The organism is Rhodococcus sp. SG20037 (assembly GCF_031763325.1).
Classification (GTDB): Bacteria; Actinomycetota; Actinomycetes; order Mycobacteriales; family Mycobacteriaceae; genus Rhodococcus_F; species Rhodococcus_F qingshengii.
On record NZ_CP134497.1, the window covers coordinates 2534718 to 2551042 of the forward strand.

At 59.6% G+C, this 16325-nt stretch carries 11 protein-coding genes; 8 read left to right on the forward strand and 3 right to left on the reverse strand.

From position 1 onward, the window contains the following. Positions 1-22: 22 nt before the first annotated feature. A complete protein-coding gene (locus RHP72_RS11770) occupies positions 23-850 on the forward strand; it encodes a DoxX family protein (protein ID WP_003944742.1) in 828 nt (275 codons plus the stop codon). A 68-nt stretch (positions 851-918) separates the two neighbouring features. On the opposite strand, the gene RHP72_RS11775 is transcribed toward RHP72_RS11770, so the two are convergent. The 3 genes from RHP72_RS11775 to RHP72_RS11785 form a co-directional block, all read right to left on the reverse strand. Next, the gene (locus RHP72_RS11775) at positions 919-2454 is read right to left on the reverse strand and encodes an amino acid permease (protein ID WP_003944693.1); all 1536 of its coding nucleotides are present in this window, start codon (positions 2452-2454) and stop codon (positions 919-921) included. Between the two features lie 768 nt (positions 2455-3222). Then, positions 3223-5064, reverse strand: coding sequence for a dihydroxy-acid dehydratase (gene ilvD / locus RHP72_RS11780; protein ID WP_003944755.1), 1842 nt, complete (start codon positions 5062-5064; stop codon positions 3223-3225). 72 nt (positions 5065-5136) lie between these two features. Then, positions 5137-5658 carry a PH domain-containing protein gene (locus RHP72_RS11785; protein ID WP_083057532.1) on the reverse strand — a complete coding sequence of 174 codons (522 nt, stop codon included), beginning with the start codon at positions 5656-5658 and terminating at the stop codon, positions 5137-5139. 266 nt (positions 5659-5924) lie between these two features. On the opposite strand from RHP72_RS11785, the gene RHP72_RS11790 reads away from it, so the two are divergent. The 7 genes from RHP72_RS11790 to RHP72_RS11820 all read left to right on the forward strand — a co-directional run bounded on the left by RHP72_RS11790 (position 5925) and on the right by RHP72_RS11820 (position 16303). Then, complete coding sequence (locus tag RHP72_RS11790) at positions 5925-7865, forward strand: acetolactate synthase large subunit (RefSeq protein WP_030535411.1); 1941 nt, start codon at positions 5925-5927, stop codon at positions 7863-7865. Further along, positions 7862-8365, forward strand: coding sequence for an acetolactate synthase small subunit (ilvN, locus tag RHP72_RS11795; protein ID WP_003944718.1), 504 nt, complete (start codon positions 7862-7864; stop codon positions 8363-8365). Before RHP72_RS11790 ends, ilvN begins: the two co-directional genes overlap by 4 nt. Before the next feature lie 53 nt (positions 8366-8418). After that, positions 8419-9420, forward strand: coding sequence for a ketol-acid reductoisomerase (gene ilvC, locus RHP72_RS11800; RefSeq protein ID WP_030535412.1), 1002 nt, complete (start codon positions 8419-8421; stop codon positions 9418-9420). Positions 9421-9607: 187 nt separating this feature from the next. Continuing rightward, a complete protein-coding gene (locus RHP72_RS11805; RefSeq protein WP_042450905.1) occupies positions 9608-11140 on the forward strand; it encodes an ATP-binding protein in 1533 nt (510 codons plus the stop codon). Further along, positions 11133-12113, forward strand: a complete 981-nt coding sequence (locus RHP72_RS11810; protein WP_311094710.1) for a PD-(D/E)XK motif protein — start codon at positions 11133-11135, stop codon at positions 12111-12113. Before RHP72_RS11805 ends, RHP72_RS11810 begins: the two co-directional genes overlap by 8 nt. Positions 12114-12130: 17 nt before the next feature. Next, complete coding sequence (locus RHP72_RS11815) at positions 12131-15106, forward strand: Z1 domain-containing protein (RefSeq protein WP_311094711.1); 2976 nt, start codon at positions 12131-12133, stop codon at positions 15104-15106. A 144-nt stretch (positions 15107-15250) separates the two neighbouring features. Continuing rightward, positions 15251-16303: a DNA cytosine methyltransferase gene (locus tag RHP72_RS11820; protein WP_308112905.1), complete on the forward strand. Its 1053-nt coding sequence runs from the start codon at positions 15251-15253 to the stop codon at positions 16301-16303. Positions 16304-16325: the final 22 nt, after the last annotated feature.

The window sequence follows — 16325 nt, forward strand, 5'->3', positions numbered from 1 at the left end:
AATCGGTCATAGGCTCACCTACGTGACTGACGAGCGAAAAGATCCCAGCGAGTTGTCGGATGCGGACAAGCCGACGGGCAATGTGTCCAGTCCGTATGATTCGCCCACCGAACAATTTCCGACGGTGAGCGCCAAGAATCCGTTGCCGCGGACCGACGACGATCTCGATTTCGGTTCCACGAACGCCAACTCCCTGACCGAACAGATACCGACATACCGAGCACCTGGCGCGGATCAGCCGACCGTGGCTCTCGAGCGTGAGACGGCGTACGACGCTCCGATCGCCGCCGTTCCCACCGCCGAAGCCGTGGCAGGTACAACTGAGTCTCCGCGGGGCCGAGGCACTCTCGACCTCGGGTTGCTTGCACTGCGATTGGCCGTCGGTGGAACTGCGTTGGTGCACGGTCTGCAGAAATTGACCGGTATCTGGAACGGGCCGGGGCTGAACGGGTTCGAGTCGATGCTGGCGGACGCCGGGTTCCAGCAGGCGAAGTGGATGGCGATACTCGGCGCCGTCGGTGAAGTCGCAGGTGGCGCCCTCCTGATCCTCGGGTTGCTGACTCCCGTTGCGGCAGCGTCGGTTCTGGCGGTGATGATCAATGCGTGGGCGCTGCGTCAGGCGAGCGCACCCGGCCTGGAGTACTTCGCCCCGGCCGGGACCGAGTACGAGATGCTGCTCGGAATCTGTGCGGGCGTCATCATTTTGACGGGACCAGGTCGTATTGCGCTCGACGGTCGTCGTGGCTGGGCAACTCGTCCGTTTATCGGATCGCTCGTGGTTTTGATCCTCGGTATCGCTGCCGGCGTCTGCACCTGGATCTTCCTGAACGGTGCCAATCCGCTCATCTGAAACTCGCGCCGTCGAACCAACGAACCGCCGCTCTCCGAATCGGAGAGCGGCGGTTCGTTTGTGAAGGATCAGTCCTTGACGAGTACCGGGTCGGCGTTCGCGGACGGGATGGCCGTTCCGTCCTTGAGCTTGCGACCGAGGACCGACTTGCGGTGACCGTAGGCGAAGTACACGAGCACACCGATGGCCATCCAGACGAGGAACCGGATCCAGGTCTCGACCGAGAGGTTGAGCATCAGCCAACCGCAGGCGAGCACGGCGACGATCGGAACGAACGGCACCAGCGGGACGCGGAATCCGCGCGGCAGGTCGGGGCGGGTGCGGCGAAGGACGATGACACCGACACAAACCAGGACGAAGGCGAACAGCGTTCCGATGTTGACCATCTCTTCGAGCGTGCCCATGGGGAAGAACGCTGCCAGGACGGCAACGATGCCACCGACGATCAACGTGATGCGCATCGGGATGCCCTTGGCGTTGGTCTTGGCCAGGCTGCGCGGCATGAGGCCGTCACGGGACATGGCGAAGAGGACGCGGGTCTGGCCGAGCATCATGACCATGACAACTGTCGTGAGGCCGGCCAGGCCACCGAAGTTGATGGCGGTTTGTGCCCAACCAATGCCGTTGGCCTCGAATGCGGTTGCGAGGGTGGCGCTGGAATCGCCGACCAACGGACTGCCGTCCTTGAGTTCGGTGTACTTGACCATGCCGGTCAGTACGAGCGTGACGGCAACGTAGAGAACCGTGACGATGGCGAGCGAGCCGAAGATTCCTCGCGGCAACGACTTCTGCGGGTTCTTGGTTTCCTCGGCGGTGGTGGCGACGACGTCGAAACCGATGAAGGCAAAGAACACGAGGCTGGCTGCGGCGAGCAATCCGTAAGCGCCGTAGCTACTTCCGCCTGCGCCGGTCAGCCAGGAGAACAGGGTCTGATGGATTCCGCTTGCAGAACTCTCGGTTCCTTCGGACGGCGGGATGAAGGGGGAGTAGTTCTCCTTCTTGATGTAGAACGCGCCCACGACGATGACGAGCAGGACTACTGCGATCTTGATCGCGGTGATGATCGCGGAGACTCGCGAGGAAACCTTGGTGCCGATCGCGAGGATCAGCGTGATCGCGCCGATGATGAGCAGAGCGCCCCAGTCGAAGCTGATCGAACCGATGTGGGCGGTGGTGCTTCCGCTGGCCCCGATGACGTTGCCGAGGTACAGCGACCAGCCCTTGCCGACGACGGCGGAGGCGAGAGCGAACTCGAGAATGAGGTCCCAGCCGATGATCCAGGCGGCGAACTCCCCGAACGTGGCGTAGGAGAACGTGTATGCGCTGCCTGCGACGGGGACGGTGGAGGCGAACTCCGCGTAACACAGCGCGGCGAGGCCACAGGCGATGGCAGCGAGAACGAATGCCAGTGAAATGGAGGGTCCTGCGACATTGCCTGCGGTTCGAGCAGTCAGCGTGAAGATGCCTGCGCCGATGACGACGGCGACTCCGAATACCGTGAGGTCCTTCGCGGTCAGTTCCTTCTTGAGCTTTGTCTCAGGCTCGTCGGTGTCCGCGATCGATTGCTCGACGGATTTGGTGCGCCATATGCCGACTCCGGGCATGTATTGCTCCTTGGTTGTTTCCCGTCGACCTTGTGGGTGACGGGCGGTGGCTGACTGTCGTCGTTGTGATGTGCGTCTCAGCGACCTGATGAGGGAACCACTGGTGAGCGCCGTGTGCAAGTCGGCTCGCTCGAACTGACCGAAATGATCACCTGACTGAAAGTCATCCCCCCTCATGTATCTGAATTGATCAGCTGGTGTCTGAAACCCTACGTCCAAGTGAATTCGCTCACGAGCCGGACGCGCGATTCGGTCTGAAATGTCTGATAGCTCATATCGTCCCGTTGGTGCTCCGCGTGTCGCCCGACTATTCGGTACCTGTCGGTCGGTCTTGCTGTCGATGAGTTGCACTGTCGCTGTGCCGGCACGTCCCATTTCACCCGTATCGGGGCGACAGGCGAGAGGACCACCGCGTACCTGGATCCGGTCGAGCGTCCATCACGCGTCGTGGCAGAGTGTGTCGGCGACGGGATGATCGGATTGGGTTGTGGTTCAAGCTCATACAACACCGGAGGAAGTATGGCGTGTTCGGACGCAGTCGGTCCCGCGTTCTTCTCCGAGGTGAAATGAACCCGACTCTGTCGACCCTCTGTCGTGGCCCGTTGGCGAGCATTCTCGTGGAGCTGAGTTGGTTGCCGCACGTGCGGCTGCCCGAAAACCTTGTGTGACTGTCACATCGGCTACGGGCGTCTCGAGCCGCACGAGCGCTGACAGAAAAAATCCCCGGCCGAAAAAGTGGCCGGGGATTTTTTCGATTCGTGGCAGAACTTACGGAACGTAGCGAACCGCGCCCTTGTCGGCGGACGTCGCCAGAGCGGCGTAGGCGCGCAGTGCTGTCGTCACGGTGCGCTGACGATCGACCGGCTGCCACGGGCGCTCCGAGGCCTCCATCTTCGCGCGTCGCTCGGTGAGGACGTCGTCGTCGACCAGGATCTCGAGCGTGCGCGAGGCGACGTCGATGCGAACCTGATCGCCGTTCTGGACGAGACCGATGATTCCGCCTGCGGCAGCCTCGGGGGAGATGTGACCGATGGACAGCCCGGAAGTTCCGCCCGAGAAACGACCGTCGGTGATCAGCGCGCATTCCTTACCGAGGCCTGCGCCCTTGAGGAAGGCAGTGGGGTGCAGCATTTCCTGCATGCCGGGGCCACCCTTGGGGCCTTCGTAGCGCACGACGAGAACGTCGCCGGCCTTGATCTTCTTCTGCAAGATGACCGAGACGGCTTCTTCTTGGGATTCGACGACGAGCGCCGGGCCCTGGAAGGAGAACAGTTCCTCGTCGATGCCGGCCGTTTTGAGTATTGCGCCGTCGAGTGCGATGTTGCCACGCAGGACAACCAAGCCGCCTTCGACGGTGTAGGCGTTCTCGACGTCGCGGATACAGCCGCCGGCCGCATCGGTGTCGAGGGCAGACCAACGGTTGTCCGTGGAGAACGGTTCGATGGTGCGCACGCCGCCGGGAGCCGCGTGGAAGAGTTCGATTGCCTCGTCGGTTGCCTTGCCGGAGCGGATGTCCCAGTCGTCGAGCCACTGGTCGAAGCTCTTGGTGTGCACGGTGGACACGTCGGTTTCGAGGAGTCCGCCGCGGCGAAGCTCACCGAGCAGGGCGGGGATTCCGCCGGCGCGGTGGACGTCTTCCATGTGGTAGTCCGAGTTGGGAGAGACCTTGGACAGGCACGGAACCTTTCGGCTGATCGCGTCGATGGTGTCGAGGTCGAAGTCGACCTCGCCTTCCTGCGCCGCAGCCAGCGTGTGCAGGACGGTGTTGGTGGAACCGCCCATGGCGACGTCGAGAGCCATCGCGTTGCGGAACGCTGCCGGGGTCGCGATGTTGCGTGGCAGCACCGACTCGTCGCCGTCGCGGTAGTACTTGAGGGCAGCCTCGACCACGGTGGTGCCCGCACGAGAGAAGAGTGCGTGACGAGCCTTGTGAGTTGCCAGCGTGGAGCCGTTGCCCGGCAATGCGAGGCCGAGGGCCTCCGTCAGGCAGTTCATGGAATTGGCGGTGAACATTCCGGAGCAGGACCCGCATGTCGGGCACGCGCTGCGCTCGACCTCGTCGAGGCCCTCGTCGGACACGGCATCGTTGGCAGAGGCGGAGATCGCGGTGATGAGGTCGGTGGGGGCTTGGGCCACGCCGCCGACGACCACTGCCTTACCGGCCTCCATCGGACCACCGGAGACGAAGACGGTCGGGATGTTCAGGCGCATCGCAGCGTTGAGCATGCCGGGAGTGATCTTGTCGCAGTTGGAGATACACACCAGTGCGTCGGCTGTGTGGGCGTTTGCCATGTACTCGACCGAGTCGGCGATGATCTCGCGGCTCGGGAGCGAGTAGAGCATTCCGCCGTGGCCCATTGCGATGCCGTCGTCGACTGCGATGGTGTGGAACTCACGAGCGACGCCGCCGGCCGCACTGATGGCCTCGGCAACGATCTCGCCCACGTTCTTGAGATGCACGTGGCCGGGTACGAACTGGGTGTACGAGTTCGCTACGGCGACGATCGGCTTTCCGAAGTCGGAATCCGTCATTCCTGTGGCGCGCCACAGGGATCGGGCTCCGGCAGCATTACGTCCGATGGTGGTGGTGCGTGACCTCAACGGGGGCATGGGCGTGTTCCTTATGTGATCGTTGCTGGTCCACTCAAATAGAAGCGAGGGCCTTTCAACGCTACTCGCGTGTTACGGGCGCTTCTCTTCGGGCTGGTCCTGTGTGTTCTCGGCGACCTCGGATTCTGCGTCTGCTTCTGCAGCTGCTTCTTCCTCTTCGGCTTCCTTGGCGGCGAAGGCTTCTGCGGCGGATGCGTAGGGATCGGTGATGCGGCCGCCGCTGGCGATCGCGATCTCGGGAAGCCTGACGAAGCTGACCGCAGGCAGGGTCACCTCGGTTCCGTCGGTGAGTTCCGCGCGCGCCCAACTCCGCTTCGGGAAGCGGAAACCCTTGACGTCGTCCCAGGCGAGGGTGCGCTTGGAGAACGTCGAGCGGACCTCGAGGCCGTCAGGGCTGACGGTGGTGCGCAGTCGCGCGACGAGATAGACGGCGATGATCGGAAGGATCAGCAACCAGCTGAAGGCGACGGGCCACCCGAAGATCGGGAAGCTGACCGCGAACAGAAGGAACGCGCACGCCATGTAAGCGAGCTGCGAAATGCGGATGACGTGCCGAAGTGGTTTCGGCGTGTGGGATGATTGAGCCGGTGGCACGGGCTGCTGCGAAGTTGACACCTCTACATCTTCGCATTGCAGCCGATGTATCTCAGATTCTGGGACGGTCGACTCACCAAGTTTGCCGTTCGCGACTAGCGCCTCTACTGTCGAGTGCGTGAAACAGAATGAGTTGCTCGTAATCGGCCGGCGCGTCGTCGCCTGAGTCGATTTTTCAACTCACCAGATAACGACGCGCCACCCTCGCTCAGCAGATGCTGACGGGGGTTTTTTGTTGCCCGGAGCCAGAATCAGAGGATTTCCCAGTGAGCGCACCAACAGCACGGCCTCAACCCACGCCGCGCAAGTCAGGGACACCGAGCCCGACAACCGCGGCTGCCGCAACCCAGACGGCCAACCGTCGCCAGCTCCCGCCTGAGCGGGTAACCGGCGCGCAGTCTGTGGTTCGAGCCCTCGAAGAGCTCGAGGTCGACACGGTATTCGGCATTCCCGGCGGTGCCGTGCTCCCGGTTTACGACCCACTCTTCGATTCGGTCAAGGTCCGCCACGTGCTCGTGCGCCACGAGCAGGGTGCAGGCCACGCTGCCACCGGTTACGCCCAGGCGACCGGCAAGGTCGGCGTCTGCATGGCCACCTCGGGTCCCGGTGCGACCAACCTGGTCACGCCGCTGGCCGACGCGCAGATGGACTCCGTTCCGATCGTGGCGATCACCGGACAGGTGGCGCGCTCGCTGATCGGTACCGACGGCTTCCAGGAAGCCGACATCTCAGGCATCACGATGCCGGTCACCAAGCACAACTTCCTGATCACCGACGCGATCGACATCCCGCGCATCATGGCCGAGGCCTTCTACCTCGCGGCCAGCGGTCGCCCCGGCGCCGTCCTGGTCGATATCCCCAAGGACATCCTTCAGTCGCAGACCACGTTCTCGTGGCCGCCGGAGATGCGTCTGCCGGGCTACCGCCCGGTGACCAAGCCGCACGGCAAGCAGGTTCGTGAAGCTGCACGTCTGATCGCCGACGCCAAGTCGCCGGTTCTGTACGTCGGTGGCGGCGTCATCAAGTCCGACTCCTCGCCGGAGCTGCTCGAATTGGCCGAGCTGACCGGTATCCCCGTCGTCACCACGCTGATGGCCCGCGGAGCGTTCCCGGACAGTCACGACCTCAACTGCGGTATGCCGGGAATGCACGGCACCGTTGCCGCAGTCGCCGCTCTGCAGCGTAGCGATCTACTGATCACCCTCGGTGCGCGTTTCGACGACCGCGTCACCGGTCAGTTGAATTCCTTCGCGCCCGACGCCAAGGTCATCCATGCCGACATCGACCCGGCCGAGATCGGCAAGAACCGCTACGCGGACGTCCCGATCGTGGGCGACTGCAAAGAGGTCATCACCGAACTCATCGAGGCGATCCGTGCCGACATGGCCACGGGCACCACGTTCGACCTCACCGAGTGGTGGGCGTACCTGAACGACATCCGTCGTACGTACCCGCTGAGCTACGACCGTCCCACCGACGGTCAGCTGAGCCCGGAGTACGTGATCCAGACCGTCGGCAAGCTCGCCGGACCGGATGCCATCTACTGCGCCGGCGTCGGTCAGCACCAGATGTGGGCCGCGCAGTTCGTCGGCTACGAGAAGCCGCGCACGTGGCTCAACTCGGGCGGGCTCGGCACCATGGGGTACGCGGTTCCCGCAGCCATGGGCGCCAAGATGGGTATGCCCGACACCGAGGTGTGGGCGATCGACGGCGACGGCTGCTTCCAGATGACCAATCAGGAACTCGCAACCTGCGCACTCGAAGGTATTCCGATCAAGGTTGCACTCATCAACAACGGCAACCTCGGCATGGTGCGCCAGTGGCAGACACTCTTCTATGAAGAGCGCTACTCCAACACCAACCTCGGAACGCACGGCGCCATCCGCATCCCGGACTTCGTGAAGCTCGCAGAAGCATTGGGCTGCCACGGAATTCGTGTCGAGCGTGAAGAAGATGTCGAAGCTGCGATCCGTGAGGCGCAGTCCATCAACGACAAGCCTGTCGTGATCGACTTCATCGTCACCGCCGACGCACAGGTGTGGCCGATGGTCGCTGCCGGAACGAGCAACGACGAAATCATGGCGGCCCGGGGCATCCGGCCGCTGTTCGACGACGACGAGGCAGTTGCCGAGCCCGCCGTCATCCACGAAGCCATGTCACGCGAGCAAGCCGGACCCGCCGCGGGCACAGGGGAGGATCAGAAGTGAGCACCAGTCACACCCTCAGTGTTCTCGTCGAGGACAAGCCAGGCGTGCTGGCTCGCGTCTCCGCACTTTTCTCCCGCCGCGGATTCAACATCGAATCCCTTGCGGTGGGCGGAACCGAGATCCCCGAGATCTCACGTATGACCATCGTCGTCACGGTCGACGAGTTCCCTCTCGAGCAGGTGACGAAGCAGCTCAACAAGCTGATCAACGTCATCAAGATCGTCGAGCAGGACGGTGAAGCATCCGTCGCTCGCGAGCTCGTGCTCATCAAGGTGCGCGCTGATGCAAGCGTGCGCACGCAGGTCATCGAAACGGTGAACCTGTTCCGCGCCAAGGTGATCGACGTCTCTCCGGAGTCCGTCACCATCGAGGCGACCGGTACTCGGTCCAAGCTGGATGCACTGCTGCGGATGCTTGATCCGTACGGTATCCGGGAGATCGTTCAGTCCGGGGTCGTGGCAGTCGGTCGAGGGCCGAAGTCGATCACGGCCACCCGCTAGTACTTTTAGACACGTAAAAATCCAAGGAGAGGTTGAGAACTGTGGCAGTCGAGATGTTCTACGACGACGATGCCGATCTGTCGATCATTCAGGGCCGCAAGGTTGCTGTGATCGGCTACGGAAGCCAGGGCCACGCCCATTCGCTGAGCCTGCGTGACTCGGGTGTCGATGTGCGCATCGGCCTCAAGGAAGGCTCGAAGTCGCGTGAGAAGGCTGAAGAGCAGGGGCTGACGGTCGGTACGCCGGCAGAGGTTTCCGAGTGGGCCGACGTCATCATGGTGCTCGCACCTGACACCGCTCAGGCGAGCATTTTCACCAATGACATCGAGCCGAACCTCAAGGACGGCGACGCGCTGTTCTTCGGTCACGGCCTGAACATTCACTTCGACCTGATCAAGGCTCCGGAGTTCGTCACCGTCGGCATGGTCGCCCCCAAGGGCCCCGGCCACCTGGTGCGTCGTCAGTTCGTCGACGGCAAGGGCGTTCCCGCGCTCATCGCCATCGACCAGGATCCCAAGGGTGAAGGCCAGGCTCTCGCTCTGTCCTACGCCAAGGGCATCGGCGGAACCCGCGCAGGCGTCATCAAGACCACGTTCAAGGAAGAGACCGAGACGGACCTCTTCGGCGAGCAGGCCGTGCTCTGCGGCGGCACCGAGGAACTGGTCAAGACCGGTTTCGAGGTCATGGTCGAGGCCGGCTACGCACCCGAGATGGCGTACTTCGAGGTTCTGCACGAGCTCAAGCTCATCGTCGACCTCATGTACGAGGGTGGCATCGCCCGCATGAACTACTCGGTGTCCGACACCGCTGAGTTCGGTGGATACCTCTCCGGCCCGCGCGTCATCGACGCCGACACCAAGGAGCGCATGAAGGCGATCCTGGCCGACATCCAGTCCGGCGAGTTCACCCGTCGTCTGGTTGCCAACGTCGAGAACGGCAACACCGAGCTCGAGGGCCTGCGCAAGGCCAACGCCGAGCACCCCATCGAGGTCACCGGCAAGAAGCTGCGGGACCTGATGAGCTGGGTCGATCGTCCGATCACCGAAACCGCGTAATTCGCAGTTTCACGCAAGCTGACTCGCTGGCCCCATACCGCAAGGAGGTATGGGGCCAGCGTCTATTTTTGGGTAGCAGTCCGCGTGAAAATCCCTTCTGCTCCATTCGTCATGTCGTCAAATTCTTTGGCGCATTCTCCTATATTGTCCTCTCCAGATAGTGAATTCTTCTTGAACCAGGATGGATATGACGGGCGACTGGAAATTTGAAGTTCCGACTACGGGAAGCAAGGTACTCCCTCCCGACGCGCGATATATGGAGGCGTTGAGCAGCCAGGGTTACGGCTTCGATGTTGCGATCGCCGATTTAGTCGATAATTCGATCGACGCGGGCGCGAAGGATGTTGTCATACACTTCGTTCGCGAAGGTGACCGTTTGGTGAGCTTGCTGGTTATCGACGACGGTGACGGCATGACAGAAGAGCAGCTGGACGTCGCAATGACCGTTGGTGGGCGCCGTGACTATCAGGACCAAGCGCTCGGCATGTTTGGAACGGGATTGAAATCAGCGTCGCTCAGTCATGCGTCGTCCGTGACTGTCGTCAGCAAGACTCGAACTACGCGGCCAGTTGGACGACGATGGATGATGTCGCGTGCGGTTACCGGTTTCGAGTGCGACATCGTGGAGCACGACTACGCCCAGAGTTTGATCGACCGCTACAACGGGTGTCCGATTGTCTGGAATGGGACTGTGATCCGCTGGGACGGTGTCAAGAACTTTCCCAGCGCCGGCGGCGGTGGTCAAACGGATCGGTATCTTCACCGTACGATCAACAAACTTGCCCTCCACCTCGGGCTCTATTTCCATCGATTCCTCGCAAACAACGCATTTAACATCACGATTGCTGTCGAGGATGTGGTCACGGGGACGGAGTATATGAATTTTGGGGTGGTTGCCCTTGATCCATTCGGATATCCAGTTTCTGGTAATCCCGACTATCCGCGCTCGTTCACCGCGCAAGTTCCCTCCGTTGGCGAGGTTGAGTTCGAAGCCCATATTTGGGTACCGAAATCAACTCGCGACGAGTACAAAGCTGTAGGCTCTGTGATGGAACGGCAGGGTTTCTATTTTTATCGTCACAACAGACTCGTGCAGGGTGGCGGTTGGAATAACTTCCGTCAACCGGATCAGCACCTTGCGCTCGCGCGAGTCGTGATCGACTTGCCAGCGGGTTCAGGCGATGCATTCCGACTGAGTGTGAAAAAAGAGGGCGTCGAGATGTCTCCGGAAGTGGTCGCAGCGCTCGAAACCGCCACAAGCGCTGATGGATCGGTGTTTACGCAGTACGTAGCTGATGCAGAAATGGTGTACCGCGAAGCGCGTAAGCGCTCTGGACAGACGAGAAAACCCGTAATAGGTCCAGGCAAGGGCATAGATGTCAGCGTGCGGGAGACAATCGAAGAAGAGTTACCGTTGCTCGTCGGTGAGGAGCCGATTTCAGTTCGATGGCAGTCGCTTGAGAACAGTGTCTTCTTTGAGATCGACCGAGAAAACCGTGCCATCCAGCTGAACCAGTTCTACCGGGCAGCACTCTTAGGTGGTCGTCGTGGCACGCTGAATGACGCCCCGCTTGTGAAGTCACTCATGTATCTCATGCTCCATCAGTTGTTCGAGAAGGAATACAGCGGACCTCGAGAGAAGGACAATCTCCAATTGTGGCAGGCGGTGTTGGTCTCGGCGGCGCGCGCTGAGTTGGACCGAATGACCGAGAATGACTGAGGGTGAGGGTCTTGGGACTCTGGAATGGTCGACCGTAGAGCACTACCTCGCAGAGCGACTCGCAGCGACCTACCGCCTCTCAGGGGCTTCCAGGCATCCAATCGTGACATATGAGATCAATGATGACGGGCAGGAGATTGCTCTGTGCGTTGAGCTCGAAGGTTCTCAGAAGGCTCCGAGTACGCGCCTTTCAGCGATCCATATTGATCGCATTATGCATCGTGGTCTCAGTATGGCTCGGATTCGTACGACGCGTTCTGAACTGACGCGCGATTTTCACGACCTGGCGTTGTCGATCTCGAATCGTATTGTGGCGAAAGGGTATTCGCTCGATCGAGCATTTAGCGAGACGGTCCGGTCGTGGAGCGCGCTGTTGGACGCAGAGCATGCCGCGAGTGCGAAACTTCGGATCGGACTGCATGGAGAAATCGCGGTTTTGACGTCCCTTGGCGAGCGTTTCGGGTGGCGTTTGGCCGTTGAATCATGGACCGGTCCGAAGAGCGAGGAGCACGACTTTGTTTTGCCTGACTTCGACCTCGAGGTCAAAACCACAACGTCGGAGCGACGTGTTCACACTATCCACGGAATAGGGCAACTCGATCAGTCTCCAGGTCGTCCGCTGTCGCTGATCTCGATACGAATGACGCGGGGTGGCGTCGCGGGTCGGTCGCTTGCACAATCGATCGACGCTGTTCAAAAGGCACTGGCATCCGAGGGTGTCGAGGTGCAGGCCAAATTTGCACGTGCCCTGAGTGAAAGTGGTTGGACGGACAGCTCATTTGCGGACGAGCGCTGGATCTTGAGAGACAAACCTTTGATACTTGACTCAGAAGATGTTCCGCGCGTCCATTCTGCGGGGTTTCCTGATACATTTCGGGACCGAGTCCTCGCATTGCGTTACGACATCGACGTGACCGGTATCGAGCAACAGACCGGTCCACCTGTCGATCTGAACGACCTGCACTTACCCTGACTGACGAGGACTTGTAAATGAGCAATATCGATCAGCTTCGAATTGATCTACACACTGCGGCACTGGCCGATATGGATGCCAGTCGACCGAAGAAGCTCTTGCGCGCCTTGGCGTACCAAGCGGAGGACCTTTCCCCTGATGCTGAGAATCTTGTATCTGAAGAGGACTTTTGTATAACGCTGAAGTCAGCGCAGTCGGTTGATCCAATTATCGAGATATGGCGTCGACAGCTGACTCGATGGGACTTCATAAACAAGCCAATCTGGTCGCAGTCCGAGTCTCGCACTGATGCTCGGCGCAGGGAAATCTATGACTACTTGGACTTGGGTGAGGACACCCGGACCTTGCTGGATCAGTTGATTCCGATCGCAACGATCGACCGGCCTGTGGTAGTAAGCGAGGAGTTTGAGCCGTGGTATTTGCCGGATACCGTGCATAGTAAGGGGTGGTACTGGTCTGCATACCGGAAACTCCTGCTCGACAAAGGTTGGCCCGACGAGGCGGTCGCCAGCCTTGATGAGGCTTCGAATCAAGTCGTGGAGCGATTGGCGAATCCGATCAATGCTGAGGCCTACCAGTCCAAGGGCTTGGTCGTTGGCTATGTTCAGTCAGGGAAAACTGCCAACTTTACTGGTGTCATATCGAAATCGGTCGATGCGGGCTACAGGTTGGTTATTGTCCTGGGCGGAACACTGAATGTGTTGCGCAGGCAAACTCAGCGCCGACTTGACATGGAATTAGTTGGCAGAGAGAACATCTTGCGTGGAACTAATGAATATGAGTCCGACTATGCCGATGATCCGGCTTGGAGCCAAGATAAGTTCCTAAAGTTTGGCGAGAGGCCTTCCGTGCTCGGAGCGTTCGATATCATTCGAATGACGACACGAGAAAAAGACTATGAGGCGCTGCTCCAGGGTATCGAAGCGCTGGAGGTCGAGAAGAAGGACCGCTCACTGCCCCTGTATGACCCTAGGAACCTTCACTCGTCTTCGGCTCGGTTGATGGTCGTTAAAAAGAACAAAGATGTCTTGACGAAGCTCGTCAAGGATCTCAAGCGGCTTACTACTCCTTTGGCGGAAATTCCGGTGCTGATCATCGACGACGAGTCGGATGAAGCGTCGGTGAATACTTCGGATCTGGCGAAGCCGAATGCCGAACGCACCGCCATCAACGTAAAAATCGGTGAGTTGCTCAAAATGTTGCCTCGGGCGCAGTATGTGGGTTACACGGCAACACCGTTTGCAAACGTATTTATTGATCCCAGCGACGCGGAGGATATTTTTCCCAAGGATTTCATCCTGTCGCTACCTCGACCTATTGGCTATATGGGTGCGCGGGATTTTCACGACTTGGATTCAGCGTTGTCTCCGCAAGAGCGTACAATTTTCAATTCGAACGAGAAAGCTCATGTAAGGGACATAGTCACTGTCGATGGTGAAGATGACGATTCCTTGCAAAAAGCGATGGATATGTTTGTGTTGTCGGCCGCCGTTAAACTCTATCGAGAGGCAGAAGGCGGTATGGGTGATGGATACTTCCCGCATCACACTATGCTTATTCATGAGTCAAGGCTTACTAACGATCATCGTGAGTTGTTAGGGCGGGTATCCAAGCTCTGGTGGAACTCTGGTTATACGAGTAGCGATGGACATGCCAGGCTTCGTGAACTGTTCGACACTGATGTGGCTCCCGTATCCGCCGTTCGATCAGGAGTGCACGCGGTCCCTGGTTCGTATGACCAATTGGTGAAGCATATCGGCCCCGCAGCCTTCCGTATCGGTGGCGATCTTAAACCGATCATAGTCGTCAATGGCGACAAGGACCTCGATACCGGCGATGCGGACTTTGACAAGCGCTCGATCTGGAAAATTTTGATTGGGGGGCAGAAGTTATCGCGTGGGTTTACTGTCGAAGGCCTAACGGTCACATACTTCCGCCGTAATGCTACCTCGGCATCTGCATTAATGCAGATGGGGCGTTGGTTCGGGTTCCGTGAAGGATACCGAGATCTTGTTCGCCTCTATGTGGGACGTGAGGAGACAGTAGGTAAAAGAAGTGTTGATTTATATGAATCCTTTGAGGCGATTTGTCTCGACGAAGAGAACTTTCGATCGGAGTTGGCGCGGTACTCTCAATTAAAGGATGGCCGAGCACTGATCACGCCCGCGCAGGTGCCACCGCTTGTCTCGCAGCACCTTCCCGCATTGAAGCCGACCAGTCCAAACAAGATGTACAACGCACAGTTGGTCGAGATGGCGACTCCAGGAGAGTGGAAGGAGTTCACCGCATATCCTAAAAAGATAACCGATCTACGCACCAATACCGCAATATGGACCCCGATTCTAGAGTCGTTGTCTCCCTTGTCGTCTGAGATTGAGATAGTGTCGCCTCGTGTTGGATCGGTTGAATCTGCGGTTGCACTCGGATTTACTGCACTGGCTGGTAGGGTTGATCGCACACAATTGTTCGAACTTCTAGAGAATTTGCGCTGGTGTGCCCCTTCTCAGTTCTTTCCGCACCTTGCATACCTGCGCGTGATTACAGATCGCGAGCTAGTGGACGACTGGCTCGTATTGGCGCCACAGCACAATACTGCACGTTTGGACCCGGGTGAAGGCCAAGTCGCGAATTGGGGAACTAGTCGTTCGTATTCCTATTTCTCGCGTGATCGCCGGCGTGAACCCCTGTTCGGCGCAATTAGTGACCCGAAGCATCGTCCTGGCCCGATCAAAATCGCACAGAACCGTTTGCTCCGTGTGCCTGGTGACGAGCACCCTCGCACGTCAACTCGAACTGGCGTGGTAGTTCTCTATCCAATAGTGGAGAGGGTCAACAGGCCGGAACGTGGGCCGATCAGCAATGTTGATCCGGGCAAGATCGTCATGGCATTCTCGGTCGTTGCCCCAGTTGCAGTTGACGGCTATCCGCCCATTGTCTTCACAACACACGACTCGTCGAAGAGCGCACCCATCATCGACGTTGTTTCGGGCTGAGTTCGGAGTGGTCCCTCGCCGTGCCGGAGTGTGGCACGGCGCGGTGAGTGGCTATGTCGGCGATTCATATGGTGTCGCTGGGGACCGTTAGTATCTGCTCACATGTCACCGAGTGCAGTTCCATCGCCTTTCGAAACGGCACAGATGGTGGATCTGTTCGCAGGTCCTGGCGGGTTGGATGTCGCTGCGCGTTGGTTAGGTGTCCCGGTAGTCGGGATCGAATGGGATCCAAACGCGTGCGAAACGCGTGCAAAGGCTGGCCTACTCACTCAGCCTGGCGATGTTCGCGATTTTGGTCCGGAGTTATTTCCTGCCGCTAAGTATCTCGCAGGTGGGCCACCATGCCAGACCTTCACGGTTGCAGGTTCGGGAGCAGGTCGGAAAGCTCTCGATCGTGTAGTCGCGTTCATCAAGCGCATGGCCTCAGACGAGGACATATCCGCAGACGTCCGCGAGTTGGACGATGAGAGAACTGGTTTGGTTCTGGAGCCACTGCGGTGGGCTCTGGAGGCAAATGAGCTTGGTCGACCCTACGAGGTGATCATTCTCGAGCAAGTGCCAGCAGTATTGCCTGTGTGGGAGGCGATGGCCGAGGCGCTGGAGGGGTACGGGTACACGTCGAAATGTGAGGTTTTGCATACCGAGGAGTTCGGCGTTCCCCAGACCAGACGGCGTGCGGTTCTCGTGGCGCGCAAGGGCGGCGAGCCAAAGCTTCCTGAATCGACGCATCGTCGATACAAACGAGGTACTACGCGCAGCGAAGGAACGCCGGGTTTGTTGGAATGGCAGACGATGGGCGATGCACTTGGGGAGCGTGGGCAGTTCGTAGTGATATCCAACTATGGCAGTGGGGGCGTTTCGTCTGCACGTGGGCGGCGCACCTCCGAACAACCAGCGTTCACGGTTACCGGGAAAGTCTCACGGAATCGAGTCACAACATCGCAAGGCGTCGAAACGCGCCGGTTCAGCCATTCGGAGGCAGGTCGGTTGCAGACATTCCCGCCTGATTACCCGTGGTCCGGCCGAGACATTGCTCAGCAGATTGGGAATGCGATACCACCCCGGTTGGCTGCCCACGTACTCGCCTCAGCGTTGTTCGACGGCAAGCTCGAGGACGAATCACTGACGGCCGCAACTGATAGTTCCTGGAAAGCGCGCAGTGAGACGACACCCACTCTGGTCCCGATTCCGCTGTAGCCGTTTGCGATTCGACGTACGG

What these genes read in the sequence shown, in the direction of transcription:
- RHP72_RS11775 (WP_003944693.1), bottom strand. Translation starts at nt 2,454, where the DNA reads ATGCCCGGAGTCGGCATATGGCGCACCAAATCCGTCGAGCAATCGATC.
- ilvD (WP_003944755.1), bottom strand. Translation starts at nt 5,064, where the DNA reads ATGCCCCCGTTGAGGTCACGCACCACCACCATCGGACGTAATGCTGCC.
- ilvC (WP_030535412.1), top strand. Translation starts at nt 8,419, where the DNA reads ATGTTCTACGACGACGATGCCGATCTGTCGATCATTCAGGGCCGCAAG.
- RHP72_RS11805 (WP_042450905.1), top strand. Translation starts at nt 9,608, where the DNA reads ATGACGGGCGACTGGAAATTTGAAGTTCCGACTACGGGAAGCAAGGTA.
- RHP72_RS11810 (WP_311094710.1), top strand. Translation starts at nt 11,133, where the DNA reads ATGACTGAGGGTGAGGGTCTTGGGACTCTGGAATGGTCGACCGTAGAG.
- RHP72_RS11815 (WP_311094711.1), top strand. Translation starts at nt 12,131, where the DNA reads ATGAGCAATATCGATCAGCTTCGAATTGATCTACACACTGCGGCACTG.
- RHP72_RS11820 (WP_308112905.1), top strand. Translation starts at nt 15,251, where the DNA reads ATGGTGGATCTGTTCGCAGGTCCTGGCGGGTTGGATGTCGCTGCGCGT.